This is a genomic window from Streptomyces sp. NPDC020422, assembly GCF_044386705.1.
Taxonomy (GTDB): Bacteria; Actinomycetota; Actinomycetes; order Streptomycetales; family Streptomycetaceae; genus Streptomyces.
In genome coordinates this window covers 46656-70894 of the sequence record NZ_JBIRVJ010000005.1, presented here as the reverse complement: position 1 = coordinate 70894, position 24239 = coordinate 46656, and the positions used below count along the sequence as shown (strand labels likewise).

General features: G+C 72.7%; 29 protein-coding genes. 11 read left to right on the top strand and 18 right to left on the bottom strand.

Annotation, left to right across the window (positions count from 1 at the left end; translation table 11 throughout):
* Positions 1–88: 88 nt before the first annotated feature.
* Entirely contained in the window at positions 89–349 is a 261-nt protein-coding gene (locus tag ACH414_RS14425; RefSeq protein ID WP_382533181.1) for a hypothetical protein, read from the bottom strand.
* A 281-nt stretch (positions 350–630) separates the two neighbouring features.
* Between ACH414_RS14425 and ACH414_RS14420 the strand changes: the two genes are divergently transcribed.
* Entirely contained in the window at positions 631–927 is a 297-nt protein-coding gene (locus tag ACH414_RS14420) for a ribosomal protein L7/L12 (RefSeq protein WP_386565605.1), read from the top strand.
* A gap of 94 nt (positions 928–1021) precedes the next feature.
* Here ACH414_RS14420 and ACH414_RS14415 read toward each other — a convergent pair whose 3' ends face one another.
* On the bottom strand, positions 1022–1780 hold the full coding sequence (locus ACH414_RS14415; protein WP_382533184.1) for a phosphoglyceromutase: 759 nt from the start codon (positions 1778–1780) through the stop codon (positions 1022–1024).
* 126 nt (positions 1781–1906) lie between these two features.
* Between ACH414_RS14415 and ACH414_RS14410 the strand changes: the two genes are divergently transcribed.
* Positions 1907–3265 (top strand): MDR family MFS transporter, encoded by a 1359-nt coding sequence (locus ACH414_RS14410; protein ID WP_398941986.1) that lies wholly within the window; start codon positions 1907–1909, stop codon positions 3263–3265.
* 139 nt (positions 3266–3404) lie between these two features.
* Here ACH414_RS14410 and ACH414_RS14405 read toward each other — a convergent pair whose 3' ends face one another.
* Positions 3405–3914, bottom strand: coding sequence for a YbjN domain-containing protein (locus tag ACH414_RS14405; RefSeq protein WP_386565608.1), 510 nt, complete (start codon positions 3912–3914; stop codon positions 3405–3407).
* Positions 3907–5265, bottom strand: coding sequence for a D-inositol-3-phosphate glycosyltransferase (gene mshA, locus ACH414_RS14400; protein WP_382533190.1), 1359 nt, complete (start codon positions 5263–5265; stop codon positions 3907–3909). The genes ACH414_RS14405 and mshA overlap by 8 nt, the downstream gene beginning before the upstream one ends.
* A 466-nt stretch (positions 5266–5731) precedes the next feature.
* Between mshA and ACH414_RS14395 the strand changes: the two genes are divergently transcribed.
* The 3 genes from ACH414_RS14395 (at position 5732) to ACH414_RS14385 (ending at position 9567) form a co-directional block, all read left to right on the top strand.
* Positions 5732–6526, top strand: coding sequence for a class I SAM-dependent methyltransferase (locus tag ACH414_RS14395; RefSeq protein ID WP_382533192.1), 795 nt, complete (start codon positions 5732–5734; stop codon positions 6524–6526).
* A gap of 304 nt (positions 6527–6830) precedes the next feature.
* Positions 6831–7886, top strand: a complete 1056-nt coding sequence (locus tag ACH414_RS14390; RefSeq protein WP_382533194.1) for a C40 family peptidase — start codon at positions 6831–6833, stop codon at positions 7884–7886.
* A gap of 445 nt (positions 7887–8331) precedes the next feature.
* Complete coding sequence (locus tag ACH414_RS14385; protein WP_398941985.1) at positions 8332–9567, top strand: PP2C family protein-serine/threonine phosphatase; 1236 nt, start codon at positions 8332–8334, stop codon at positions 9565–9567.
* Positions 9568–9615: 48 nt separating this feature from the next.
* Here ACH414_RS14385 and ACH414_RS14380 read toward each other — a convergent pair whose 3' ends face one another.
* The 3 genes from ACH414_RS14380 to ACH414_RS14370 form a co-directional block, all read right to left on the bottom strand.
* Positions 9616–9957, bottom strand: coding sequence for a DUF2516 family protein (locus ACH414_RS14380; RefSeq protein WP_382533198.1), 342 nt, complete (start codon positions 9955–9957; stop codon positions 9616–9618).
* A 98-nt stretch (positions 9958–10055) separates the two neighbouring features.
* Complete coding sequence (locus ACH414_RS14375) at positions 10056–10577, bottom strand: hypothetical protein (protein WP_398941983.1); 522 nt, start codon at positions 10575–10577, stop codon at positions 10056–10058.
* Positions 10578–10598: 21 nt separating this feature from the next.
* Positions 10599–10973, bottom strand: coding sequence for a helix-turn-helix domain-containing protein (locus ACH414_RS14370; RefSeq protein ID WP_382533202.1), 375 nt, complete (start codon positions 10971–10973; stop codon positions 10599–10601).
* Positions 10974–11296: 323 nt separating this feature from the next.
* Between ACH414_RS14370 and ACH414_RS14365 the strand changes: the two genes are divergently transcribed.
* Both ACH414_RS14365 and ACH414_RS14360 read left to right on the top strand, forming a co-directional pair.
* Positions 11297–11773: a DUF2199 domain-containing protein gene (locus tag ACH414_RS14365; RefSeq protein WP_398942248.1), complete on the top strand. Its 477-nt coding sequence runs from the start codon at positions 11297–11299 to the stop codon at positions 11771–11773.
* Positions 11774–11806: 33 nt separating this feature from the next.
* The gene (locus ACH414_RS14360) at positions 11807–12262 is read left to right on the top strand and encodes a DUF6228 family protein (RefSeq protein WP_398941982.1); all 456 of its coding nucleotides are present in this window, start codon (positions 11807–11809) and stop codon (positions 12260–12262) included.
* Here ACH414_RS14360 and ACH414_RS14355 read toward each other — a convergent pair.
* Both ACH414_RS14355 and ACH414_RS14350 read right to left on the bottom strand, forming a co-directional pair.
* A complete protein-coding gene (locus ACH414_RS14355; RefSeq protein WP_398942246.1) occupies positions 12243–12779 on the bottom strand; it encodes an HAD domain-containing protein in 537 nt (178 codons plus the stop codon). The genes ACH414_RS14360 and ACH414_RS14355 overlap by 20 nt on opposite strands.
* 146 nt (positions 12780–12925) lie before the next feature.
* Complete coding sequence (locus ACH414_RS14350; RefSeq protein WP_382533205.1) at positions 12926–13411, bottom strand: MarR family winged helix-turn-helix transcriptional regulator; 486 nt, start codon at positions 13409–13411, stop codon at positions 12926–12928.
* A 117-nt stretch (positions 13412–13528) separates the two neighbouring features.
* On the opposite strand from ACH414_RS14350, the gene ACH414_RS14345 reads away from it, so the two are divergent.
* The gene (locus ACH414_RS14345) at positions 13529–14950 is read left to right on the top strand and encodes an MFS transporter (protein WP_398941981.1); all 1422 of its coding nucleotides are present in this window, start codon (positions 13529–13531) and stop codon (positions 14948–14950) included.
* Positions 14947–16017, top strand: a complete 1071-nt coding sequence (locus ACH414_RS14340) for a helix-turn-helix transcriptional regulator (protein ID WP_398941980.1) — start codon at positions 14947–14949, stop codon at positions 16015–16017. Before ACH414_RS14345 ends, ACH414_RS14340 begins: the two co-directional genes overlap by 4 nt.
* Here ACH414_RS14340 and ACH414_RS14335 read toward each other — a convergent pair.
* Complete coding sequence (locus tag ACH414_RS14335; protein ID WP_398941979.1) at positions 16014–17264, bottom strand: GNAT family N-acetyltransferase; 1251 nt, start codon at positions 17262–17264, stop codon at positions 16014–16016. The genes ACH414_RS14340 and ACH414_RS14335 overlap by 4 nt on opposite strands.
* Before the next feature lie 78 nt (positions 17265–17342).
* Positions 17343–17948, bottom strand: coding sequence for an ABC transporter substrate-binding protein (locus ACH414_RS14330; protein WP_382533213.1), 606 nt, complete (start codon positions 17946–17948; stop codon positions 17343–17345).
* 139 nt (positions 17949–18087) lie between these two features.
* On the opposite strand from ACH414_RS14330, the gene dtd reads away from it, so the two are divergent.
* Positions 18088–18513 (top strand): D-aminoacyl-tRNA deacylase, encoded by a 426-nt coding sequence (gene dtd, locus ACH414_RS14325; RefSeq protein ID WP_361587504.1) that lies wholly within the window; start codon positions 18088–18090, stop codon positions 18511–18513.
* Between the two features lie 9 nt (positions 18514–18522).
* Here dtd and ACH414_RS14320 read toward each other — a convergent pair whose 3' ends face one another.
* The 6 genes from ACH414_RS14320 to ACH414_RS14295 form a co-directional block, all read right to left on the bottom strand.
* Positions 18523–19488 (bottom strand): YgfZ/GcvT domain-containing protein, encoded by a 966-nt coding sequence (locus ACH414_RS14320; protein WP_391769375.1) that lies wholly within the window; start codon positions 19486–19488, stop codon positions 18523–18525.
* Positions 19489–19498: 10 nt separating this feature from the next.
* On the bottom strand, positions 19499–19936 hold the full coding sequence (locus ACH414_RS14315) for a Fur family transcriptional regulator (RefSeq protein ID WP_382533218.1): 438 nt from the start codon (positions 19934–19936) through the stop codon (positions 19499–19501).
* 47 nt (positions 19937–19983) lie between these two features.
* Positions 19984–20556 (bottom strand): FABP family protein, encoded by a 573-nt coding sequence (locus ACH414_RS14310; protein ID WP_382533220.1) that lies wholly within the window; start codon positions 20554–20556, stop codon positions 19984–19986.
* Between the two features lie 231 nt (positions 20557–20787).
* Positions 20788–21654 carry a hypothetical protein gene (locus ACH414_RS14305; protein WP_382533221.1) on the bottom strand — a complete coding sequence of 289 codons (867 nt, stop codon included), beginning with the start codon at positions 21652–21654 and terminating at the stop codon, positions 20788–20790.
* Positions 21651–22478, bottom strand: coding sequence for a hypothetical protein (locus tag ACH414_RS14300; RefSeq protein WP_398941977.1), 828 nt, complete (start codon positions 22476–22478; stop codon positions 21651–21653). The genes ACH414_RS14305 and ACH414_RS14300 overlap by 4 nt, the downstream gene beginning before the upstream one ends.
* Positions 22475–23284 carry a hypothetical protein gene (locus tag ACH414_RS14295; RefSeq protein WP_398941976.1) on the bottom strand — a complete coding sequence of 270 codons (810 nt, stop codon included), beginning with the start codon at positions 23282–23284 and terminating at the stop codon, positions 22475–22477. Before ACH414_RS14295 ends, ACH414_RS14300 begins: the two co-directional genes overlap by 4 nt.
* 105 nt (positions 23285–23389) lie before the next feature.
* On the opposite strand from ACH414_RS14295, the gene ACH414_RS14290 reads away from it, so the two are divergent.
* Positions 23390–23752: a DsrE family protein gene (locus ACH414_RS14290; protein ID WP_382533227.1), complete on the top strand. Its 363-nt coding sequence runs from the start codon at positions 23390–23392 to the stop codon at positions 23750–23752.
* A gap of 30 nt (positions 23753–23782) precedes the next feature.
* On the opposite strand, the gene ACH414_RS14285 is transcribed toward ACH414_RS14290, so the two are convergent.
* Positions 23783–24049, bottom strand: coding sequence for a DUF3099 domain-containing protein (locus tag ACH414_RS14285; protein WP_382533229.1), 267 nt, complete (start codon positions 24047–24049; stop codon positions 23783–23785).
* Positions 24050–24239 lie beyond the last annotated feature (190 nt).

Genomic DNA, 24239 nt, shown 5'->3' with positions numbered 1-24239 from the left:
CGGGACACACGACGAAGCCCCCTCCCGTCGCGAGAGCGACAGGAGGGGGCTTCGAGCGGGGGGAAGGTTACTTCTTGCCGTGGTGCCATCAGACGGACAGACCGCCTTCGTCAGGCACGGCTTCGATTACGTCGGCCCACACACGGGTGGTCCAGGGGTTGCCTTCCTCACCAAGCCTGGCTGCCACGACATCATCCAGGAACAACGCATTGGCGATGTCCGTCCTCGTCTGCGGCCACCAGAGCGAGTCGCACTCGGTGCACAGGGAGAAGGTCGCCCCATCGCTCTTGAAGCGGTAGCGGTGGAGCCGGTCCTGGTCACAACGTGGGCAGATCGGTGGCGTGCTCATGGCTGTCACCCTAGGTCCGCCCCTCGATGGTCCGCTGCCGGGCGGATTCGGCAGCCGGCACCCGCCCGCGGGCCGGCCCCTCCAATCCCGGAGCCTGAGCGGCCCCCTGCCGGAGGCATCATCTGGAGCCGCACGCGCTAGCGGAGTGCCTGGGACACTCCGACCCTGGTCTGACGCTGCGCGTGTACGCCCATGCCGAGCAGCCGGGAGCGGACGAGAAAAGCCGTGGCCTCCATCTTCGAGGGCGCATACGCTCCGCGTCGCTGAGGAACGGGGGCGAGATGGCCGACGAAGAGTCCACCGAGTACTTCACGCTGCTCTGCGATGACCCATCCCATGAGGTGGTGCTCATCGACTGCGGGCCGCGCTCGATGGATGTGATCCGAGCAGTGCACCGATTGACCGGGCTCAGCCTGTGGCACAGCCGGGAGCTGACACGACAAGCTCCGGTAAGGATCCTTGAGGGGCTGTCGGCCAACCGGGCCCAATCCGCCGTCTCGGTGCTCCAGGACGCTGGGGCCAGAGCAGCGTGGAAACAGGAGCCGGAGTTCGGAGATCGCACGGCCCCGCCCCGCTGACGGCCCACAGACGGCCCACGGACGGCCACTGAACACGAAGAAGCCCCCTCCTCGCGGAGAAACCGCAGGTAGGGGGCTCTTTCGTGGGTAAGGACTACTTCTTGCCCTGGTTCTTCACGGCCTCGATCGCCGCCGCCGCGGCGTCCGGGTCGAGGTAGGTGCCGCCCGGCTTCAGCGGCTTGAAGTTCTCGTCGAGCTCGTACGCGAGCGGGATGCCCGTCGGGATGTTCAGGCCCGCGATGTCCGCGTCCGAGATGCCGTCCAGGTGCTTCACCAGGGCGCGCAGGCTGTTGCCGTGGGCGGCGACCAGGACCGTGCGGCCGGCCAGCAGGTCCGGGACGATGCCGTCGTACCAGTACGGGAGCATCCGCTGGACGACGTCCTTCAGGCACTCGGTCTGCGGGCGCAGCTCCGGCGGGATCGTCGCGTAGCGCGCGTCGTGGGCCTGCGAGAACTCGCTGTCGTCCGACAGGGCCGGCGGCGGGGTGTCGTACGAGCGGCGCCACAGCATGAACTGCTCCTCGCCGAACTCGGCGAGCGTCTGCGCCTTGTCCTTGCCCTGCAGCGCACCGTAGTGGCGCTCGTTCAGGCGCCACGAGCGGTGGACCGGGATCCAGTGCCGGTCGGCCGCCTCGAGGGCGAGCTGCGCCGTGCGGATGGCGCGCTTCTGGAGGGAGGTGTGCAGCACGTCGGGCAGCAGGCCGGCGTCCTTCAGCAGCTCACCGCCGCGCGCCGCCTCCTTCTCGCCCTTCGCGGTGAGGTTCACGTCCACCCAGCCGGTGAACAGGTTCTTCTCGTTCCACTCGCTCTCGCCGTGGCGGAGGAGGATCAGCTTGTACGGTGCGTCGGCCATGCGTCCGAGCCTAGACGACGCCCGACGATTGACGCGCACCGTCAATTCGCTGGCGTCCGGCGTATGAGATACGTAAGTTTCAAGACCGGAAAGCGGGACTTACCAACACCCAGGGGGCGGGCTCACGTGCGCATCTATTCACTCATCCGATCGGCTCGCGCCCAGACGGCGGGACTTCCGCCCGGTTTCTGGTGGCTCTGGCTGTCGACCTTGGTCAACAGGACCGGGGCTTTCGTCCTGACTTTCCTCTCCCTCTACCTCACCACCGAGCTCGGGCACTCCGCCTGGTTCGCCGGCCTCGTCGTCGCCCTCCACGGCCTCGGCGGCGTCGCGGGCTCCCCGCTCGGCGGCTACCTCACCGACCGCTGGGGCCGCCGCCCCACCATGGTGAGCATGCACCTGGCAGCCGCCACCTGTGCGCTCCTGCTCGCCTTCGTCACCAACGCCTGGGGCATCGCCGCCGTCATCCTCCTGATGGGCGTCGCCATGCAGGGCGTCCGGCCCTCCATCAACGCCACCATCGCCGACCTCGTGCCCGCCCACGACGTCCGCCGCGCCTACGCCCTCAACTACTGGGCCCTCAACCTCGGTTTCGCCATCGCCGCCATCGGCGGCGGCGCCGCGATCGTCCTCGGCTACCGCACCCTCTTCGTCGTCGACGCCACCGCCACCGCGCTGTGCGCCCTGATCGTCTTCCTGCGCCTGCCCGAGACCCGGCCCGAGGCCAAGGTCGACCAGACGACCGGCGACACCGTCGCCGAGGCCGAGGTCAGCGTCCTCACCGTCCTGCGCGACGCGCCCTTCCGCACCCTGGTGCTGCTCAACCTGTTCGTCTGCCTGGTCTTCACCGCCCCCTGGATCGGTCTGCCGCTCACCATGGCCGGCGAGGGCCTCACCACCTCCGCCTACGGTGCCGTCATCGCCGTCAACGGCATCGTGATCGTCGCCTTCCAGCTGCTCGTCAACAAGCTGACCGACAAGCGCTCCCCGGCGATGCTGCTCAGCCTCTCCTCGCTCCTCTTCGCCCTCGGCACCGGCGCCACCGCGCTCGCCGGCTCCTCCTTCGCCTTCGGCGCGACCGTCGTCGTCTGGACGATCGGCGAGATGATCCACGTCCCCACCAACGCCGCCGCCACCGCCCGGCTCGCCCCGGAGCACGCCCGCGGCCGCTACCAGGGCGTGATGGGCATGTCCTGGGCCGTGGCCGGCTTCTTCGCCCCGATCCTGGCCGGCTGGGTCGTGGACGGGCCCGGGCCCGACGTCCTGTGGCTCGCCTGCGCCGTGATCGGCGCCCTCGCCGCCGTCGGCTACCAGACCCGGCTGCGGTCCGCCCTCGCGGACGCCGAGGAGGAGACGGGGCAGAGGAACGGCGAGGAGACGCCGGTCGAGGAGGGTCTTGCCGGGGAGGGTCTTGTCGAGGAGACGCTGCTCGCTACGAGGCCGGCCGCTCCCGCGCCGGCCGTCGACAAGGTCGGCTCCTCCTGAGGGGATTGCCCGCCTCGTACCCGTACTCGTACGGAAGACGGGGGCGTACGGTGCCGAGCGCGCCGTGCGTCCGCCGTCGCATCCGGCCGACCCCAGCTCGTCCCGCTCCGGGCCCGGCCCGCCCCGCTCCGAGCCCGCGTCAGTTCGCGGGCTTCTGCGTCAGGTTCTTGAACGCGTCGAGGTTCCGCGTCGACTCGCCGCGCGACACCCGCCACGCGTACTCCCGCCGGATCGCCGTCGCGAAGCCCAGCTCCAGGAGCGTGTTGAAGTCGCCGTCCGCGGCCTCCAGGACGGAGCCCAGCAGCCGGTCCAGCTCCTCCGGGGTGACCGCGGCCAGCGGCAGCTTGCCGGCCAGGTAGATGTCGCCGAGGCCGTCGATCGCGTAACCCACCCCGTACAGCTTGAGGTTGCGCTCCAGGAGCCAGCGGTGGACGCCCGCCTCGTTCTCGTCCGGGTGGCGGATGACGAAGGCGTTGAGGGAGAGCGAGTGGCGGCCGATGCGCAGCGACAGCGTCGTGGACAGCTTGCGCGTGCCCGGCAGCTTGACCACGTAGGAGCCCCGCTCGGGGGACTCCCACTCCAGTTCCGCGTCCTTGAGCGTCTCCTCGACGATCTCGATGGTCCGCCGGACGTCCTCAGCCTCAGCCATGGTGCGAGCGTACGCGACGGCGCCCGTCGCGCAGCCGGTGGTCGTGCATGGCGGCCGTGTAGACGTCCGCCGTCCCGGAGGCCGCCGTGTCCCAGCCGAACGAGCCGGCGTGCCGGGCCGCCGCCGCGCCCATCGTGGCGGTCAGCCGCGGGTCGTCCGCGAACCGTCCGAGCGCCCGGGCGTAGTCCACCGGGTCGTGCCCCTGCACGAGGAAGCCGGTCACCTCGTCCCGTACGGCCACGGGCAGACCGCCCACGGCCGCCGCGACGACCGGGGTGCCGGCCGCCTGCGCCTCGATGGCGACCAGGCCGAAGGACTCGCTGTACGAGGGCATGACCAGCACGCTGGCCGCCCGGAACCAGTCCGCCAGCCGGTCCTGGCCGACCGGCGGGTGGAAGCGGACCACGTCGCTGATGCCCAGCTTGGCGGCGAGCTTCTGCAGCCCCTCCGGCTTGGCCAGGCCGCTCCCGCTCGGCCCGCCGACCACCGGCACGACCATGCGCGAGCGCAGCGAGGGGTCGCGCTCCAGGAGCAGCGCCGCCGCGCGCAGCAGGATGTCGGGGGCCTTCAGCGGCTGGATGCGGCCGGCGAAGACGGGGATGAAGGCGTCCGCGGGCAGCCCGAGCCGGGCGCGGGCGGCGGCGCGCCCGTCGGCGGGGCGGAAGTGGTCGAGGTTCACACCCGGGTGGACGACGGCGATCTTGGCGGGGTCGGCCTCGTAGAAGCGCGCGAGCTCGTCCGCCTCCTCGGCCGTGTTGGCGATCAGCCGGTCGGCCGCCTCGACGATCTGCGTCTCGCCGATCACCCGGGCCGCGGGTTCGGGGGTGTCGCCCTCGGCGAGCGCCGCGTTCTTGACCTTGGCCATGGTGTGCATGGCGTGCACGAGCGGGACGCCCCAGCGCTCGGCGGCGAGCCAGCCGACGTGGCCGGAGAGCCAGTAGTGGGAGTGGACCAGGTCGTAGTGGCCGGGCCGGTGGCCCGCCCAGGCCTGCATCACACCGTGCGTGAAGGCGCACAGCTGGGCCGGCAGCTCCTCCTTGGCGAGCCCCTCGTAGGGGCCGGCGTCCACGTGCCGCACGAGCACGCCGGGCGCGAGCTCGACGACCGGGGCGAGGCCGCCGGTGGTGGCCCGGGTGAAGATCTCGACCTCGATGTTGATCGCGGCCAGCCGCTTGGCGAGCTCCACGATGTAGACGTTCATGCCGCCCGCGTCGCCGGTGCCCGGCTGGTGCAGGGGGGAGGTGTGGACACTGAGCATGGCCACGCGGCGCGGGGTGCGGTGCCGGCCGGGAAGCCGGAGCCGGGGCGGCGCCGCCAGGGTGCCGGCGAACCGGGACACGTACTGGCTCACGTCGGCGGTCCTTCCGCTGTCGGGCATGGCAGAAGGAGGGCGTGCCACACCCTCCAGCCGCGACAACACCGGAATGCCCGGTTTCATTTCCGGGCCGCCAGCCGCTTTGCCAAACCATTACGCGTGGGGGCGGCCGGTCCCGTGCGGGGAGGGCGGCCAATGCGGTACGGGGAGCGCGGCCGACGCGGGGCGGGCCGACGCGGGGCGGGGAAGGCGCCCGATGCGGTATGGGGAGCGCGCCCGGCCGCGTGGAGCGGGGGCCACCCGTCCGCACCTGTCGTCCTGCCCGGGGGCCGCCCATCCGCACCTGCCGTCCTGCCGGGGGCGGCCCATTCCGTACCCCCTCCCCGGTCCTGACCCCCGTCCTGCCGGGTGCCGCCGAACCCGCGCGCGCCCGAGTGCCGCCGCGGCCCGCCCCCGCCCCCGAGCCCCCGGGCCTCCCCCCGTCACCCCTTACGCTCGTTCCATGGCCCCCCGCACCACCCGCCCCGTCGGCACGATCACCCGCGGGACCACCAACCCCAACCGGCTCCGCCGCCAGGACCGCTGGATCGCCGCGCTGCACGGTCCCGCCCTGCGCCGGTCCGTGCTGCCGCCCGTCGCCGTCGACCTCGGTTACGGGGCCGCGCCCTGGACGGCGGTGGAGCTGCTCGCGCGGCTGCGCACCGCCGACCCGCGCGCCACCGTCGTCGGGATCGAGATCGAGCCCGCCCGGGTCGCCGCCGCGCGGCCGTACGAGCGCGAGGGGCTCGCCTTCCGGCACGGCGGCTTCGAGGTGCCGGTGGCCGGCGAGGTCGCGCTGATCCGGGCGGCGAACGTGCTCCGCCAGTACGACGAGGACCAGGTCGCCGCCGTCTGGGAGCGCCTGTGTGCACGACTCGGGCCCGAGGGGCTGCTCGTGGAGGGGACCTGCGACGAGATCGGCCGGCGGCACGTGTGGGTGGCGCTCGACCGGAGCGGGCCGCGGACGGTCACCTTCGCCACCCGGCTCGGCTCCCTCGACCGGCCCTCCGACCTGGCGGAGCGGCTGCCGAAGGCGCTGATCCACCGCAACGTGCCGGGCGAGCCGGTGCACGCCTTCCTGCGGGACTTCGACCGGGCCTGGGCGGCGGCCGCCCCGTACGCCTCGCTCGGCGCCCGGCAGCGCTGGATCCGTTCGGTGCGCGAGCTGGCGGCGGACTGGCCGCTGACGGACGGTCCGAGGCGGTGGCGGCAGGGCGAGGTGACGGTCCGGTGGGAGGCACTGGCGCCGCGCGCCTGAGCGCCCGCGCCTCCGGATCCCTCCGACCCCCTTCCCGGACCCCTGCCCGCCCCCGCCGCCCGGCGCCCTGCCCGGGTTTTGTCCGCCGCTCGCCTTTCCGGATCCCTTAACTCCCCCTGAATTTCCCGCGCCTGGGGAACGCGACAGGCGGAACGCTCGTCCCCCCTGGGGGGATGTGACCCGACAGCACCCGCTTTCCCCTGTTGCTTTCGTGTTTCGCGTGGCACCATCACCAAGGTCACGACCAAGTTACTGACGGTAAATCAGATAGAGCCATCGATGTGGGTCACTTGAGGGGGAGCCCGTGAACCGACGCCGCCATGCCATCGCCACGATCACCGTGGTCTGCGCCCTGACGGTGCTGGCCTCACCCGCGCTCACCCTCCAGGCCGCCGCGGCCCCGCTGCCCCCGCCGGCCCCGCAGTCGAAGAAGAGCCTCGAAGAGGTCCGCAAGGAGATCGACGGGCTCTACCGCCAGGCCGCCGCAGCCACCGACGCCTACAACCTGGCCGAGGAGAAGGCGGACGAGCAGTCCGACGAGATCGTGAAGCTGGCGCAGATGATCGTCGCCGGCAACGAGAAGATCGACGACCTCAAGGCGCGGGCGGGCGCCGCGGCCCGCGCGCAGTACCGCAACGGCGGGCTGCCCGAGGGCGCGCAGTTCGTGCTCACGGACGACCCCCAGCTGTTCCTCGACAACGCGGGCCGTCTCAAGGAGGGCCAGAAGGCCACCCGGGACCTGCTCGCCGAGATGACCCGCACCCAGGGCGAGCTCACCACGTACGCCAAGGACGCCAGCATCAACTGGACCAAGCTGGAGGCCAACCGGCTCAAGCAGGCCAAGGCGAAGAAGGAGATCAACGACAAGATCGCCGCCGCCAAGAAGCTGGAGTCCACCCTCGCCGCCGAGGAGCGCGCCCGGCTGCTGCGCATGGAGGAGCAGGAGCAGTACCGCGCGCAGACCGCCTGGCTCGACACCGGTGTCCTTAAGGGCCTGGACGAGAAGGCGACGCCCGCGGGCAAGCGGGCGGTGCAGTTCGCGACGGCGCAGATCGGCAAGCCGTACGTGTGGGGGGCCGAGGGCCCGGCCTCGTACGACTGCTCGGGGCTCACGCAGAGCGCCTGGGCCAGCGCCGGCCGTCCGATCCCGCGCACCTCGCAGGAGCAGTGGCGGCTGCTGCCGCACGTCGCCATCAAGGACATGCGGCCGGGCGACCTGATCGTCTACTACAGCGACGCGAGCCACATCGGGATGTACGTGGGGAACGGGGCGATCGTGCACGCGCCGCGACCGGGGCGGAACGTGACGATCGCGGGCGCCGGCTCGATGCAGATCCTGGGCGTGGTCCGCCCGGAGTAGCGACGCGACGCGGTCCGCCGCCCTGAGTAGCGACGCGGTCCGCCGCCCGGAGTAGCGACGCGGTCCGCCGCCCGGGGGGGCGATGGGCGGGTGGCCCGCCCTGGATCCGGGGCGGGCCCGGCTCCAGACCGCGGCCCCGGCCAGGCCAGGCTCCGTATCCGGCGCCGGGCCGGGCCCCGGCCCGGCCAGGCCCCGTATCCGGCGCCGGGCCGGGCCCCGGCCCGGCCCCCACTCCCGCCCCTACTCCCGCCCCCACTCCCCGCCCCCACTCCCGCTCCCGCTCCGGAGTGACCTTTGTCATCGCCCCCGAGGCGGCTACCTCCCCATCCGCGGCATATGCCAGCGCCGATCCCCGGTCCACCGTGTGATCACCGTTCCGCTGCCCCGCGCGGTAACGCTATGGTCGGTCCCCGGCCCTCGGGGGGAGGGAAGGAAAACCAGACCGATGCCCGTACCCGTACCGCGGCAGAGAATCGATTCTCTCGCGGCACCCGGCACCGCCACCGATCTCACGCTCCTGGTCGTCGAGGACGACCCGGCGGGCGCCCTCGCCGTACCCGAACTGCTCGACGCGGCCGGCACCCGGGTCCGTATCCGCACCGCGCGCAACCTCACCGAGGCCGAGCGGCTGCTCACCGACGACGTGCACTGCGTGCTCGTCGACCTCGCCCTGCCCGTACCGCGCACCGCCGACGACGACCCGCTCGCGCCGCTCCGGCACATCCTGCGGCTCGCCCCGCGGCACGCCGTCCTCGCGCTCGCCGCCTCCGCGGACGCCGAGCTGGCGGCCGAGGCGGTACGCGTCGGCGCACAGGACCACCTCTTCCGCGAGGAGCTGGACGGCAGGCTGCTGAGCCGCGCGATCCGCTACGCCGTCGAGCGCAAGCGTGCCGACGTCGTCCAGGTCAAGCTCGCGGAGTCGCGGCTGCGCGCCCAGGAGAACGCCCGGCTGGAGCGTGGACTGCTGCCGACCCCGCTGCTCGATGGCTCCGACCTGCGGTTCGCCGCGCACTACCGCCCCGGCAGGTCCCGGGCGCTGCTCGGCGGCGACTTCTACGACACGGTGCGCACGCCCGACGGCACGGTGCACGCCATGATCGGCGACGTCTGCGGGCACGGGCCCGACGAGGCCGCGCTCGGCGTGGAGCTGCGGATCGCCTGGCGGGCGCTGACCTTCGCCGGCCTGTGCGGGGACGAGCTGCTGTCCACGCTGCAGCAGGTCCTGGAGCACGAGCGGGAGAGCGAGGAGATCTTCGCGACCCTGTGCACGGTCGACATCGCGCCCGACGGGCGCCGGGCGGGCCTGTGCCTGGCCGGGCACCCCTCGCCGCTGATCGCCCGGCACGGCAGGGCGGCCCAGCTCCTGCCGTACGAGGACAGCGGCCCGGCCCTCGGCCTGCTGCCGCGGGCCCGCTGGCCGCGCCGGCAGGTGGAGCTGGGCGCGTCGTGGAGCCTGCTCATGTACACGGACGGGCTGATCGAGGGCCGCTCGGCGGGGCCCGGTTCGCCGCGGCTCGGCCAGGACGGGATGGTCGAGATGATCAACCGGCAGCTGGCGGAGGGGCTGCGCGGCGAGGAGCTGCTGGCCGCGGCCGTCACGGAGGCGCGGACGCTGAACGGCGGGGAGCTGACGGACGACGTGGCCGTCCTGGCCCTGGAACGGGACAGGCCCCGGGGCTGAAGCGCCCGGGGCCTGTGGGTCGTGTCTGGGTCTGGGTCGTCCGCGGGATCAGCGCCCGCCGTTGTAGGGCCCGTACGGCCCGTCGCTGCTGGAGCCGCCGCGCCTGCCGCGGCCGCCGCCCGAGACCTCGCGGAGCGCGGGGCGCACGTCGACCATGAAGACGATGGCGGCGATGAGCCCGGCGATCTGGAGGAAGAGCATCGGCAGCAGCAGGTTCAGGGCGAGGTTGATGCCCAGCAGGATCAGCCAGAACTTCTTGGTCTGCTTCTCCGCGGCACGGTAGGCGTCCTCGCGCGCCATCGCGGCGAACACGAGGGCGGCGACGGCGAAGCCCAGGAAGACAAGACCGACCACCAGCCACAGAATCGAGTCGAATCCGTCGCGCAACATGCAGAGCACCGCCTAGGTGAGTGGAGAAAGCGCCTCGCGGCCAACGTACCCGTTACAACGCTCCGGACACCGGGATTGGTGCCCGGCCCGGCGACGGCCTACTTCTCTGCGCCCTCGACGGCGGCGGCCTTCTTGGCGGGCGCCTTGCGGGCGGAGGTCTTGCGCGCGGGCTTGGCCTCGGCCTCGGCCTCGGCCTGGGTCTCGGCCTTCGGCTCGGGGTCGGGCTCGACGGCGATCGCGATCTCGGTGATCTCCTCGGCGGCCTCGCCGCGCCAGGCCTTCACGGCCTCCTCGCCGTGGGCGGCGAGCTCCTCGTACTTCTCGCGCGCCTTGACCGCGTACTCGGCGGCGACGCCGACCCCGCGCAGGGCCAGGTCCTGGGCCTGCTCCCCCAGCTTCTTCAGGTCGGTGTCGAGACCGCCCACGAGCTCGGCGAACTTCGCCTGCGCCTTCTCCTGCACCGCCTTCGGGTCGGTCTTCTTGACGGCCTCGATGCGCGAGGGGGCCTCGGCGGCGATCTGCTCGATGAGACCGGGCACCTTCTTGGCCTGCTGGACGGCGAGGTCGGCGGTGCCGGCGGCGAAGTAGAGGGGGGTACGGAGTTCGTCGATGATGGCCATGGTCGTGGTCCTCCCGGAGGTTTACGTCTCGGTGGGCTGCGGCGGCTGCTCGGCGGCGTTCTCCTTGCGGAAGGAGTCGTAGATCTGCAGCAGCACCTGCTTCTGCCGCTCGTTGATCGAGGGATCGGCCAGGATGACGGCACGCGTCTCCAGCTCGTCCCGCTCCTTCTCGTCGAGGATGCCGGCGCGCACGTACAGCGTCTCGGCGGAGATCCGCAGGGCCTTGGCGACCTGCTGCAGCACCTCGGCACTCGGCTTGCGCAGCCCGCGCTCGATCTGACTCAGATACGGATTCGACACGCCCGCGGCCTCGGCGAGCTGCCGCAACGACAGCTGCGCGGTGCGCCGCTGTTCCCGCAGATACTCACCAAGATTGCCGACGTTGAGCGATGCCATGCCCCGACCCTGCCAGCTGCCGCTAACTATTGCAAGCAGGCGCTTGCAATAGTTCTGTCACGGCGACGGCCGGTCACGGTGACTCGTCACGCCGACTGTCGTATTGGCGCGACAACTGTCGTCAGCCATGAACGCCTACGCCAAGTCCCAGAAGCTGAGCGCGCGGGCCGAGCTCCTCTGCCCCTCCTGCCCTGGCACTCCGCAGGTCGGGGCAAGCCCTTCCTCACCCCCAGCGGGACGAGAGAGATCGCTAGGCTCCTCCCATGGCCAACGATCTCGGATTCATCTGCACGTGCTGCGGCAGGCACCACGGCGAGCTTCCGATGAACCACTCCGCCGCTGCCCCCTACGTCTGGGACCCGAGTTTCGCCGACGCCCCCGACTGCCTGCTCTCCTCGGATCAGTGCGTCATCAAGGCGCAGCACTACTTCGTCAAGGGGCTCATCGAGATACCGGTCATCGCCAGCGACGAGGTGTTTACCTGGGGCGTCTGGGTCTCTCTCAGCCGTGAGAACTTCTCCCGCGCGGCTGACCTGTGGGACACACCTGGACGAGAGTCGGAGAAGCCGTACTTCGGCTGGCTCACCACCGACCTGCGGATCTACTCCCACAGCACCATCAACCTGAAGACCTATGTCCACACCCGGCCAGTCGGCGAGCGACCCCTGATCGAACTCGAACCCACCGACCACCCGCTCGCCGTCGAACAGCGCACCGGCATCACCATGGACCGCGTGCGCGAGATCGCCGGAGCCCTGTTGCACGGTGCCGGCACCGGCACCGGCACCGAATCCGGGTGACGACCAAGGCAGCTCGGGCCTAGCGTTCCGCGCATGACTCCCCCAGGCAGCCACCTCGACGACGAAGCCCGCGTGACCATCCGCTGCCAGGACAACTCGCCCGTGGGCGTGACGTTCTGCGACCGGTTCAGCTTCGACGCGGACTCCGTGCACTATGCCGTCGAGCTACAGGCGCCGGGCCTGACCGCTCGTGTCGACGAGGTCGTCGCCTGGATCCGGGACAGCGACCTCACCACGTTCCTGGAAGAGCTCGCTGCCGGCCACCGGGGATGGGACGGCGAACGGAGCTGGCAGACCGACGACCGGGACCTGACGGTGTCGGCCGTTTTCCGATCCGGTGGCTACGTCGGGCTGACCTGGACCTTGCGACCGTGGCCACAGGCCGCCGGCGGCTGGGGCGCCTCGGCGACCACCTGGTTGGAGGCCGGCGAGCAGATGGCCTCCCTGGCGGCCGACGTCCGGCACTTCCTCACCGGGGAGCAGCCGTGATGCCCGGCATCCGCATCACCCGGACGCCGGCGGGATCCGGGTGGGCCGACCGCACCCACTCCGCCACCGCCGCGTAATCCGCCCCCGTCAGCCCGCGGCAGGGATTTACGCGCCGCAGGAGCGTGGGCTTCGGGTGATGGGCGTCGGTCCAGGCGTGGTCGGGGGCCCGGATCTCGTCGTCCAGCCAGGCGTACGGGCGGCCGGTCGCCCAGGTGGAGAGGGCCCTGGTCTTCCAGTGCAGGCCGGCGGCGGCGTCGGCCGGGTCTTCGTCCTCGGACCACTCGACCACCGGCAGCGGGGGCAGGCCCAGGCGCGGGGCGAGGGAGTCGTTGGCGTCCGGCCCCCAGGTGGTCGCCCACACGAGCTCGCAGCCCAGGGCAGTCAGGCGGGAGCCGTGGGCGGGGTCGAGGCGGGCGAGGAGGGGGTGGGAGCCGGGAGGCGGCGCGGGGGCGTGCGTGCGGTGCGGGTCCGGGCCGCCGAAGGGGATCAGCGGGCCGTCGACGTCCAGGAAGAGGATGGGGCGGCCGTTCCAGGCGCCTGGCCCGCCCGCTTCACCCGCCGCACCCTTCGGACCTTGCCCGACCGCCGCAGCCTTCCAGCGCTGCCCGCCCGCCGCACCCTTCGGACCCAGCCCGCCCGCCCCGCCCTTCCGGTGCCGCTCGCTCACTTCGACTGCCGGGCCCTGCGGGCGGTGTGCGGGCCCTCCGCCGGGGTTTGCAGGTGGCCGGTGGCCAGGAGGGTCAGGGCGTGGAGGAGGGCTTCGCGGTCCTTCGCGGGGAGGGAGGCGAGGGCGCTCCCGTGGACCTCGTCGACGATGCGCTGGCTCTCCCGGGCGACCTTCGCGCCCTCCTCCGTCACCGCGATGATGCGGGCGCGTCGGTCCGTGCCGGAGGGGCGGCGTTCGGCGAGGCCCGCCTTTTCGAGGGCGTCGACGGTGACCACCATCGTCGTCTTGTCCATGTCGCCGATCTCGGCCAGCTGCGCCTGTGTGCGCTCCTCCTCGAGCGCGTGGACCAGCACGCAGTGCATGCGCGCCGTCAGCCCGATCTCACCGAGCCGCGCCGCCATCTGCGTACGCAGGACATGGCTGGTGTGGTCGAGGAGGAAGGAGAGGTCCGGTTCGTTGCGGGTGGGCGCCATCGAGGTCATACCGCCAGGGTACCCAGGAGACGGGACCGAGATAGATAGTCTGCAACGGAACTATCTGTTAGCGTTCTTTCTGTCGCCCCACCCGATCCCGCCCCACCCCGAAAGGGAGGCTTCGCCATGCGCACCTCACGCTGGACCGCCCTCGGCGTCCTCGCCACGAGCATGCTGATGACGATCCTCGACGGCTCCATCGTCACCGTCGCCATGCCCGCCATCCAGAACGACCTCGGCTTCTCCCCCGCCGGCCTCAGCTGGATCGTCAACGCCTACCTCATCGCCTTCGGCGCCCTGCTCCTCCTCGCCGGACGCCTCGGCGACCTCCTCGGCCGCAAGCGCATGTTCCTCGCCGGAACCGGCCTCTTCACCGCCGCCTCGATGCTCGCCGGCGCCGCCGCGTCCCCCGGCGTCCTGATCGCCGCCCGCTTCCTCCAGGGCGTCGGCAGCGCCATGGCCTCCGCCGTCAGCCTCGGCATCCTCGTCACGCTCTTCACCGAACCCCGCGAACGCACCAAGGCCTTCGCCGTCTTCAGCTTCACCGGAGCCGCCGGCGCCTCCATCGGCCAGGTGCTCGGCGGCCTGCTCACCGACGCCCTCGCCTGGAACTGGATCTTCTTCATCAACCTCCCCATCGGCGTCGCCGCCCTCCTCACCGCCCTCCCCGCCCTCCCCGCCGACCGCCCCGCCGCCACCGCCCGCGGCGGCGCCGACCTCCTCGGCGCCCTCCTCGTCACCTCCGGCCTCATGACCGGCATCTACGCCGTCGTCAAGATCGAGCAGTACGGCGCCGCCTCCGCCCACACCCTCGGCTTCGGCGCCCTCGCCCTCGCCCTCCTCGCCGGCTTCCTGGTCCGCCAGGCCACCGCCGCCCAGCCACTGATGCCACTGCGGATCCTGCGCTCCCGCGCCGTCGCCGGCGCCAACCTCGTCCAGATGCTGATGGTCGCCGCCCTGTTCTCCTTCCAGATCCTGGTCGCCCTCTACATGCAGCAGGTCCTCGGCTACAGCGCCGCCGAGACCGGACTCGGCATGCTGCCCGCCGCGGCCGTCGTCGGCCTCGTCTCCCTCGGCCTCGCCACCCGCCTCATCGCCCGCTTCGGCGAGCGCACCATCCTGCTCACCGGCATCGTCCTGCTCCTCGGCCTGCTCGGCCTGCTGACCCGCCTCCCGGTGCACGCCTCCTACGCCGTCGACCTGCTGCCCGCGATGCTCCTCGGCGCCGGGTTCGGACTCGCCCTGCCCGCCCTGACCGCGCTCGGGATGTCCGGCGCCCGCGAGGAGGACGCCGGTCTCGCCTCCGGTCTGTTCAACACCACCCAGCAGATCGGCATGGCCCTCGGCATCGCGGTCCTGTCCACCCTCGCCGCCGCCCGCACCGAAGCCCTCAGCACCGCGGGCCGCCCCGCCGCCGAAGCCCTCACCGGCGGCTACCACCTCGCCTTCGCCGTCGGCACCGGACTGCTCGCCGTCGCCTTCGCCGTCGCCTTCACCCTGCTCCGTACGCCGAAGCCCGCCGAGCGGGCCCTGACAATGGCGGCATGAGAGCCGACCGCCTCCTCGCCGCCCTGCTCTTCCTCCAGACGAGAGACCTCGTCACCGCCGCCGAACTCGCCGCGGAACTCGAGGTGTCCGAGCGCACCGCCCGCCGCGACCTCGAAGCGCTCGCCGCCGCCGGCGTCCCCGTCTACTCCCAGGCGGGCAAGGGCGGCGGCTGGCGGCTCGTCGGCGGGGCCCGCACCGATCTCAGCGGACTCACCGCCCCCGAGATCCGCGAGCTCTTCCTCCTCACCGGCCCGGAATCCGCGACCACCCCGCGGACCCGGGCCGCGCTGCGCAAACTGGTCCGCGCCCTGCCCGCCCCGCTGCGCCCCGGCGCCGAGGCCGCCGCACGGGCCGCGCTCACCGACACCACCGACTGGACCGGCACCGGCGCCGAACCCGCCCTGCTCGACGCCCTCCGGGAGGCCGTCGTCGACGCCGTCCGGCTCCGCATCGGCTACGCCCGCCCCGGCCGCGAGCCGGCCGAACGCCTCGTCCACCCGCTCGGCATCGCCGCCAAGGCGGGCGTCCCCTACCTGGTCGCGGACACCGCCGAGGGACTGCGCACCTTCCGCGTCAGCCGGGTCACCTCCGTCACCCCGACCGGCGAACCCGCCGTCCGCCCACCGGACTTCGACCTCGCCACCGCCTGGCGCACCCTCACCGCCCGCATGGAGGACCGGATGCTGGCCGCGACCGTGCGCGGCCGGGCCGCACCCGGCACCGAGGGCGTCCTGGAAGGGCTCTTCGGCGGGCGGATACGGTACGTGGCCGACGGGCACGACGAGGCCGACAGGGCCGACGGGGCCGACGAGGCCGACGCCGAAGGCTGGCGCACCATCGAGGTCGACGGCCCCTCCCCCGGGATCGTGGCCGCCCAGCTCGCCGGCCTCGGCGCCCGCGTCGAACTCCTCGCCCCGCCCGAGGCCCGCACCGCCCTCGCCCGCATCGGCGCCGAACTCGGCGCGCTGTACGGCCCCGGGAGTCCCGGGAGTCCCGAGGACCCTGTGAGTCCCGCAGGCCCCGCAGGCCCCGCAGGCCCCGAGGACCCCGCGGAAGGGAGCCCCTAGAAGATGTCCATGCTCCACGCCCGCAGCGCCCCCCGCAGCAGCCGGTCCGCCCGCGCCGCCGCGCCCGGCGTGGCCTCCTCGATCGTGCCGGTCGCCGCCAGCCGCAGCGCCGACTCGTCGCCCAGCGCCAGCCGCGCGAGCTCCGCCACGTCCAGGACCAGGTCAGGCGAGGCGTCGGTCCGCACGCACGAGGCGCCGGCCCGGGAGGCGTCCAGGCGGTAGCGGCCGCCCGCGAGGCCGCCCGCGTCCCGTACGTCCAGGACCAGCGTGTCCTCGACCGCGTACGTGCGCGGCTCCAGGACCTTCGGCACGTCCAGGATCCGCAGCCACAGCATGTCGGTGTGCGTCACCGGCTGCGCCGCCCGCGGGTCGGGCAGCAGCAGCGGCAGGATGTCGTCGGGGGCGCGATAGCCGGTGCGCACCGAGGTGATCCAGTCGATCGAGCACACGAACCGCCACAGCGCCCGCTCCGCGGCCGGGGTGACCGCGATCAGTTCGCGCACGGTCGCCGTCTGGCGCGGCTGCTTGCCGTCGGTCCACTTGTCGTCGGCCGTGTAGGCCACGTACCCCTCGGGCTCGCCCGACTCCGAGCGGTACATCGCGTAGAACGGCTCGGTCCACGGCCGGCCGAGGGTGCTGTTGCCGGTGCCGACGTCCCAGTTCCGGGGCGTGCGCGCGGTGATCCCGGCGCGCTGCGCGGCCAGCCGGCGGTGCAGTGCCGGGCCCTCCTCGCGGACCTCGGCGCCGTCGGACAGGTCGATCCGCCCGCCGTCGGCCTCGGCCCCGGGCCCCGGCCGCCGCGGGTCGAAGCCGGCGCGGGTCACGTCGACGGACCACTCGCTCACCCAGCTGGCCGGGCCGAAGCCGAACCGGCCGTAGATCGCGTACTCGGCGGCGATCAGCGTGGCGCACGCGGCGCCGCGCTCCTTCGCCGCCGCCAGGTCGTCCGTCATCATGCGGCTGAGCAGTCCGCGCCTGCGGTGCGTCGGCGAGACGGTGACGCCGCTGACGGCGTGCGCCGCCAGGTTCGCCCCGCCGACCGTGCTCAGCTCCTGGTCGAAGGAGCGGTACGTGGCGACGATCCGGCCCCGGTCGAAGGCGCCGACGGTACGGGCGAGGTCGGTGTGGGCGAGCCGGTCGGCCGCCTCGCCGTCCGGCACGACGGGCGTCTGCAGGAAGCCCACGCGGACGGCCCGCAGCCACTCGGGGAACTCGGACTCGTCGATCGCGCGCACCGCAAGGCTCATCCCGCCACGCTATGCGCCGTCCGCACGGCCCCGCACCCGGGTTTCCCCGCCACGGGCTGCCCCTCCCCCGCCGGCCCCTCAGGCCAGCAGGTCGTCGACCTGCGCCTCGCCCTCGCGGTACCGGCGGGCGATCTCCGCGCTGCAGTCGTCGGCGGTCCGCTGGAGCTCCTGCCGGCGCCGGGACACCTGCTGCTCGTACCCCGCGAGCCGGCCCATCGCCGTGTGCAGCTCGTCGTCCGTGCGCGCGGACAGGTCCGACAGCTCGACCTCCGACAGCATCTCGGCCGCCAGCCGCCGGTACTCCTCGCTGCGCGGCGTCGACAGGGTCACGTGCCGCGCCGACCGCGCCGCGGTCCCGCGCCCGGAGGGTGTGTCGGCCAGGATCTCCGAGAGCCGGTCGAGGACCGGCGCCTCCGGGTCGCTGCGCCGCGCCAGCTCGGCCCGCAGGATGTCGATCCGGCCCTGCAGCATCCGCCGCACATAGCTCAGATCGGCCTCGTCGCCCTGCGCCTCGCGGCGCAGGGCCCGCAGTTCGGGCAGCCGCAGCGTGCCGAGATCGGGCCGCGGCCGTTCCGCCAGCTCGTGCTCGGCGCCGCGTTGCACGGGCGGCCGCCCGACGGCGCCGCCGACACGGAACAGCGGAACGGGACCGGACGGCGTGTGCCCGGTGCCAGGTGCACTCATCAGATTCGTCCCCTCGACCGGTGCGGAGCCGCACCGCCTGACACGCATCGTGCCACTCGCGACCCGGCCGACGCAGGCGGTCTGCACCCGTTCGGCCCTCGATGCGTCGGCCGCGGGGCCGATCGGTAGGTTGGTCCGTATGCGAGCAGTGGTGCAGAGGGTCGACGGCGCGAGCGTCGTCGTCGCAGGGGAGACCGTCGGAGAGATCGTCGGCGAGGGGCTGTGCGTGCTCGTGGGCGTGACCCATGACGACACCCCCGAGAAGGCCGCGCAATTGGCCAGAAAGCTCTGGTCCGTCCGGGTGCTGGAGGGCGAGAAGTCCTGCTCCGACGTGAACGCGCCCCTGCTCGTCATCTCGCAGTTCACCCTCTACGGAGACGCCCGCAAGGGCCGCCGCCCCACCTGGAACGCCGCCGCGCCCGGCCCGGTCGCCGAGCCGCTCGTCGACGAGGTGGTCGCGCAGCTGCGGCAGCTGGGGGCGCGCGTGGAAACGGGCCGGTTCGGAGCGGACATGCGCGTGTCGCTCACGAACCACGGCCCGTTCACGGTGCTGATCGAGGTGTAGCGGTACGGATCAGGGCTCGACGACCGTCTCCTGCGCGGCGGCGGTCGTCCCCGCGATCAGGTCGGCGTCCACCGGCACGTTCCGCTTCACCAGCGCCAGGGCGATCGGCCCCAGCTCGTGGTGGCGGGCCGAGCTCGTGACGAAGCCCAGCTGGCGGCCCTCCTCGCCGTCGGCGGCGAGCCGCACCGGAGTGCCGTGGCCCGGCAGGTGCACCTCGCTGCCGTCCAGGTGCAGGAAGACGAGCCGGCGCGGCGGCTTCCCCAGGTTCTGCACCCGGGCGACGGTCTCCTGACCCCGGTAGCAGCCCTTCTGCAGGTGGACGGCGCTGCCGATCAGGCCCAGCTCGTGCGGGATCGTGCGGTGGTCGGTCTCGAAGCCGAGCCGCGGCCGGTGCGCCTCGACCCGCAGCGCCTCGTACGCGAGGATGCCGGCGGCGGGACCGTGCGAGGCGGCGAACGCCTCCAGGTCGGCGCGGGGCAGGAAGAGGTCCCGGCCGTACGCCGTCTCGCGGACGACCACGCCCTGCGGCGCCTCGGCGACCGAACCGGCCGGCAGGTGCACGACCGCGATCTCCTCGGTGCGGTCGGCGACCTCCACCCGGTAGAAGAACTTCATCGACTCCAGGTACGCGAGGAGTTCGCCGCGGGTGCCCGGCTCGACGTGCGCCCAGACCGTCTCGCCGTCGTCGACGAGGGACAGGGCGTGCTCGATGTGCCCGTTCGCCGAGAGGATCAGGGCCTCGGTGGCCTGCCCGGGCGGCAGGTCGCTGACGTGCTGGGTGAGCAGCAGGTGCAGCCAGCCGAGCCGGTCGTCGCCGGTCACGGTGATCACGCCGCGGTGCGAGAGGTCGACGAAACCGGTGCCGTCGGCGAGGGTCCGCTGCTCGCGGAACAGGTCGCCGTAGTGCGCGGCGACGCCTTCGTCACGGCCTTCGGCGGGGACGGCGCCGGGCAGGGACAGCAGAGGGCTCTTCATGCCCCCAAGACTACGACTCGGCGCCGGCGGCCTTCCGGGCGCAGTCCCGGCACTGTCCGAAGATCGCGAAGTGCTTCATGTCGGTCGTGAAGCCGAAGGTCTCGCGCAGCTTCGCGGTGAAGTCGGCGGCCACCTCCACGTCCGCCTCGATGACCTCGGTGCAGTCCCGGCAGACCAGGTGCAGATGGTGGTGCCGGTCGGCGAGGTGGTAGGTCGGTGCGCCGTGCCCCAGATGGGCGTGGCTGACCAGACCGAGCTCCTCCAGGAGCTCCAGGGTCCGGTAGACGGTGGAGATGTTGACGCCGGAGGCCGTCTTGCGGACCTCGACGAGGATGTCGTCAGGGGTCGCGTGCTCCAGCACGTCGACGGCCTCCAGGACAAGCTGCCGCTGGGGCGTCAGCCGGTAGCCGCGCTGCCTGAGGTCGCTCTTCCAGTCGGTGCTCACCACGCCCCCCAGTGTAGGAGGGCGCGGCTCGCTTGCGTCCTGCTCGCGTCCTACTTGAAGAAGGCGATGCCGTCGTCGGGCATGTCGGGGAGGTTGCGCGCCATCTCGGCGACCTCCTCGGGCGTGACGACCTTCTTCAGGTGCGCGGACATGTAGGGCCGCAGCGGGACCTCGGGGGTGGCCTTCTCGCCCACCCACATCAGGTCGCTCTTCACGTAGCCGTACAGGCGCTTGCCACCGCTGTACGGGCCGGAGGCGGCGGTCCGCGCGACGGCGTCGGTCGCGATGTCGATCTGCGGCTTCTGGTCGGCGAGCTCGCCGTACCAGACCTCGACGACCCCGTCGTCGCGGACCATGACGACCTCGACCTGGCGGTCCTTGTCGATGCGCCAGTAGCCGCTCTCGCTCTCCAGCGGACGGACCTTGTTGCCGTCCGTGTCCAGGACCCAGGAGTACGAGTGGTACTCGAGGAAGTCCCGGCCGTCGTGGCTGAAGGTCACGGACTGGCCGAAGTTGCACTTCTCGGCGCCGGGGAAGTCGGAGACGCCCGCGCCTTCCCACGTGCCGAGGAGGAACGCGAGGGGGACGAGGCCCGGGTTGAGGTCGGACGGAATCTCGATCATGAGCAGCTCAGGCGATCTGTGAAGGAGTGGTTAGCGCTGGCCCTGGTACAGCTTCTTCACGGTCAGACCGGCGAAGGCGAGGACCGCAACGCAGACAAGCGCCAGCAGGACTTCGAAGAAAACGATCACTTTGGTGCTCCTCGAATGAGCGGTGAAGGCGGAACGGGCCGGACCCCAGCTTAGTGGGCGGGGGTCCGGCCCTCTCGGTGAGGTGGGTCTCGGGGCGGCGGGTCAGCCGAGGAGCTGGTTCTGCAGGGTGACCGTCTGCCGGAACGGTACGTGCGCCGTCTCTCCCTCGCGGGACTGGACGACGAGGGCGAGCGTGTCGCCGGCCTGGATGTAGGCCCAGCGGGTCTGCTCGGGGCCGTACGGCTTCTTCTCGGCGACGGCGTACAGCGCCGTGTCCGGGACCCGGACGTCCTCGGCCAGGGGATCGGTCTCCACGTACTGCACCCCGTCCAGGGGCACGACCTCCGCCGAGCCGGCGTCGATCGCGTTGTCCTTGAAGTCCTCCGAGAAGCCCACGGACTTGAACCGCAGCAGGTAGACGGCGCTCTTCGTGCCGTCGGGCATGGTCCAGGCCCGCGCGACGATGTTGCGCAGTGCGGAGTCGTCGATGGCCTGCCTGAGCTCCGCGCGCCGGTTCTTCGGGTACAGGGCCAGGTACTGGTCCACGCCCACCCAGGCCCCGTCCAGCTTCGGGTCGACCGTCGCGCCGGCCGGGGCGGGCAGGAGCAGCCGCCGCGGGTCGGTGTGGTGGGTCTCCGTGTCGTTGCCGACGGTGAAGGGGCGCGGGGAGCCCTCGGGCAGGGCGGGCAGGCTCAGCTTCGGGTACGCCCAGCGGCCGTCGCTCTCGGTCGCGAGGCCGGGCACGTCGGTGCGCTCCATCGAGGCGATCCCGGCGGCGGTCCCGGCCCCGAGCCCGCCGCACACGACGAGGGCGGCGGTCCACCGGGCGACGGCGGCGAGCACGCGGCGGGGCTTGGCGGCCGCGGAGGGCCCGGCGGCGGGCACGGGCTCCGCCCCGGCGTGCACCCGGGCCTGCGGCTCGGCCTGGGCCTGCGCCGGGACCGGCGCCTCCGTCTGCTGCTCGGTCATACGTACTCCCCCGGGGACTCGATGTGGTCGAGCTGCTGCTGCAGCAGCTCGGCGACGGCGGACTTGTCGAGCGAGGGGCCGCCGTACCCGACCACGCTCACGAAGTACTCGGAGTCGTACGCGGAGCAGGTCAGCCCCTCCAGCCCGTACTCCCTCTCGTCCTCGTCCTCCTCCTCGTCCCTCGGTAGGACGAAGCAGGACGCGTTCGCGTGTCCCTCGACCTTCGGGCCCTTGCCGAGGTGGAGGAGCCCGGCGAACTCGCTGCGCAGCTCGTGCAGCTCGGTGACGAACCGCTTGTCCTTCATCCGGATGACCTGCACCTCGATCACGAGGTCGGAGTCGATCGAGGCGTAGGAGCGCACGGCGATGCCCTGCACGCCGAGCTTCTCGACCCGTCGGTCGTACTCCCGGCGCTTCTTGCCGGAGAGCCCCTTGCCCTGCTGCTTGAGCAGGGCGACGGCGTCGGTCGCGCCGAGCTCGCCGTCGTTGCCGTAGCGGTCGATGTCGGGGCCGAGGGAGTAGTCCCCGGGCACCGGCAGCAGGAGCTTGCTCAGCGGGGTCGAGGCCCTGCCGCGGCGGAGGTCGCCCACGGGGTCCTTGCCCGCCTCCCGCGGCTTCTCCCACGCGATCGTGGGCGCGTGCCGCTCGGCCGCCGAGACCGTGATGCCGGTGTAGGTCCCGGACCCCGCGACGCCCAGCACGAGCACGCCGGTGAGGACGTACGGGAAGAGCCGCCGCTTCCGGCGGGCCCCTCCCCGCCCGGCCCCCGGCTCCGTCGCGACCGCCGCGTCCGCCGTCACGTTCTTGCCCTCGTCCTCGCTCACAGGCGCTCCAGCTGTCGCTCGGCCAGTGAGGTGATCTCCTTCTGGCTGATCTTCTTGGTGTCCGTCACGAAGATCTCGACCATCACGTCGCCCCGGTGGAAGATCGCGCGGGCCTGGTAGGAGTCGAGGTAGCCCTCCTCGCGGTGCACGGGCATGAGGTAGGTGCGCCCCTCGGCGCTGCCCTTGATCGGGTTCCCGTAGCCGGAGTCGTCGGTCAGGTACCGGCGCTGGTAGTCGGCGTGCTCGGACGCGGACAGACCGCCGCCGCCCCGGAACTGGACCAGGTTGATCTCCGTCGTCTTGTACCGGCCCGTGCGCCAGCCGGTGGCGGCGATCCTGCGGACGTCGCTGCGCAGCAGGTAGTCGAACGCCTCCGAGGGGCGCTCGAAGGAGTCGGCGTAGGCCGCGACCGAAAGCCAGCCGTCGTCCGGCAGCCACTCGGCCTTCTTCGCCCCCGCCGGCTTCGCCGGCAGCAGCTTCCGCAGGTCGCCCTCCGTCTTCAGCCCCCGGTCCTGGGCCATCGACAGCGGCTCGGGCTCCTGCCCCCCGGGCAGGGGCTTCGCCGGGTGGACGAGGTCGGGCTGGTTGAGGGCGGGCAGCGCGGTGGGCTCGCGCTGGGCCTGGATGCCGTAGCCGACCGCCGTGCCGCCGACGATGCCGAGGACGGCGGCGACGGCGATCAGCGCGACCGTGCGGCCGGTCCGGCGGCGCGGTGCGTCAACCGGGGCGGGTGCCGGTTCCGGTGCCGGGTCCGCCCCGCCCGTCGCGGTGTCTTGAGCGGTTTGCGCCGCTTCTGTCGCTTCCAAAAGAGTCCCCCCACGAGACTAGAAGCGCGGATTCCGTTACCCGCGCACCCAGCTGACACGTGAGACCCGCCTGGGGTTGCGCCACCCCGCATTACAGTTCGGCATATGGCGAAGAAGCTCGTGATCAAGGTGACCGCCGGGGCCGACGCCCCCGAACGCTGCTCCCAGGCCTTCACGGTGGCCGCCGTCGCCGTGGCCAGCGGGGTGGAGGTCTCGCTCTGGCTGACCGGCGAGTCCTCGTGGTTCGCCCTCCCGGGCCGCGCCGCCGAGTTCGAACTCCCCCACGCCGCGCCGCTCCCGGACCTGATCGACTCGATCCTGGCCGCCGGCCGCGTCACCCTCTGCACCCAGTGCGCCGCCCGCCGGGAGATCACGGAGCAGGACGTCCTCAAGGGCGTCCGCATCGCGGGCGCCCAGGTCTTCGTCCAGGAGGCGATGGCGGACGAGACGCAGGCACTCGTCTACTAGCCCCCGAGGTCCCCGCGCCCGGGCCACCCGCTAGTCCCGGTCCCGGCGCTTCTTCCCGTCCAGCTCGTCCCACCACTCGTCCGACTGCTCGTCCCCCGAGGGGTCGTCCCACCACCGGTCGTCGGGGCCCCTCCGGTTCGCCGTCATCGCGGCGACCGGGGGGATCAGCATCGCGACCACGCACATGCCGATGGCCGCGGGGATCGAGAACAGGCGCACGACGGCCCAGGCGCCCACGAACAGGACCAGGCAGGCACCCATCATCCAGAAATAGACGCGCCGACGCCGTGCGTACACGCCTCCAGCGTACGTCCGCCCCCCGCGCCCGCGCAGGGTGCGGGGCCGCGCGAGAAGCGGGCGCCGCGCGAGAAGCGGAAAAGACCGCAGGGCCGCGCCTCAGGTCCTGGTGATGGCGTCCAACCCCCCAGGAGGCACGGCCCTGCGGCCGGTATGTGGGCCACTGCGCTGCGCCGGCTCCGGGGGCCGG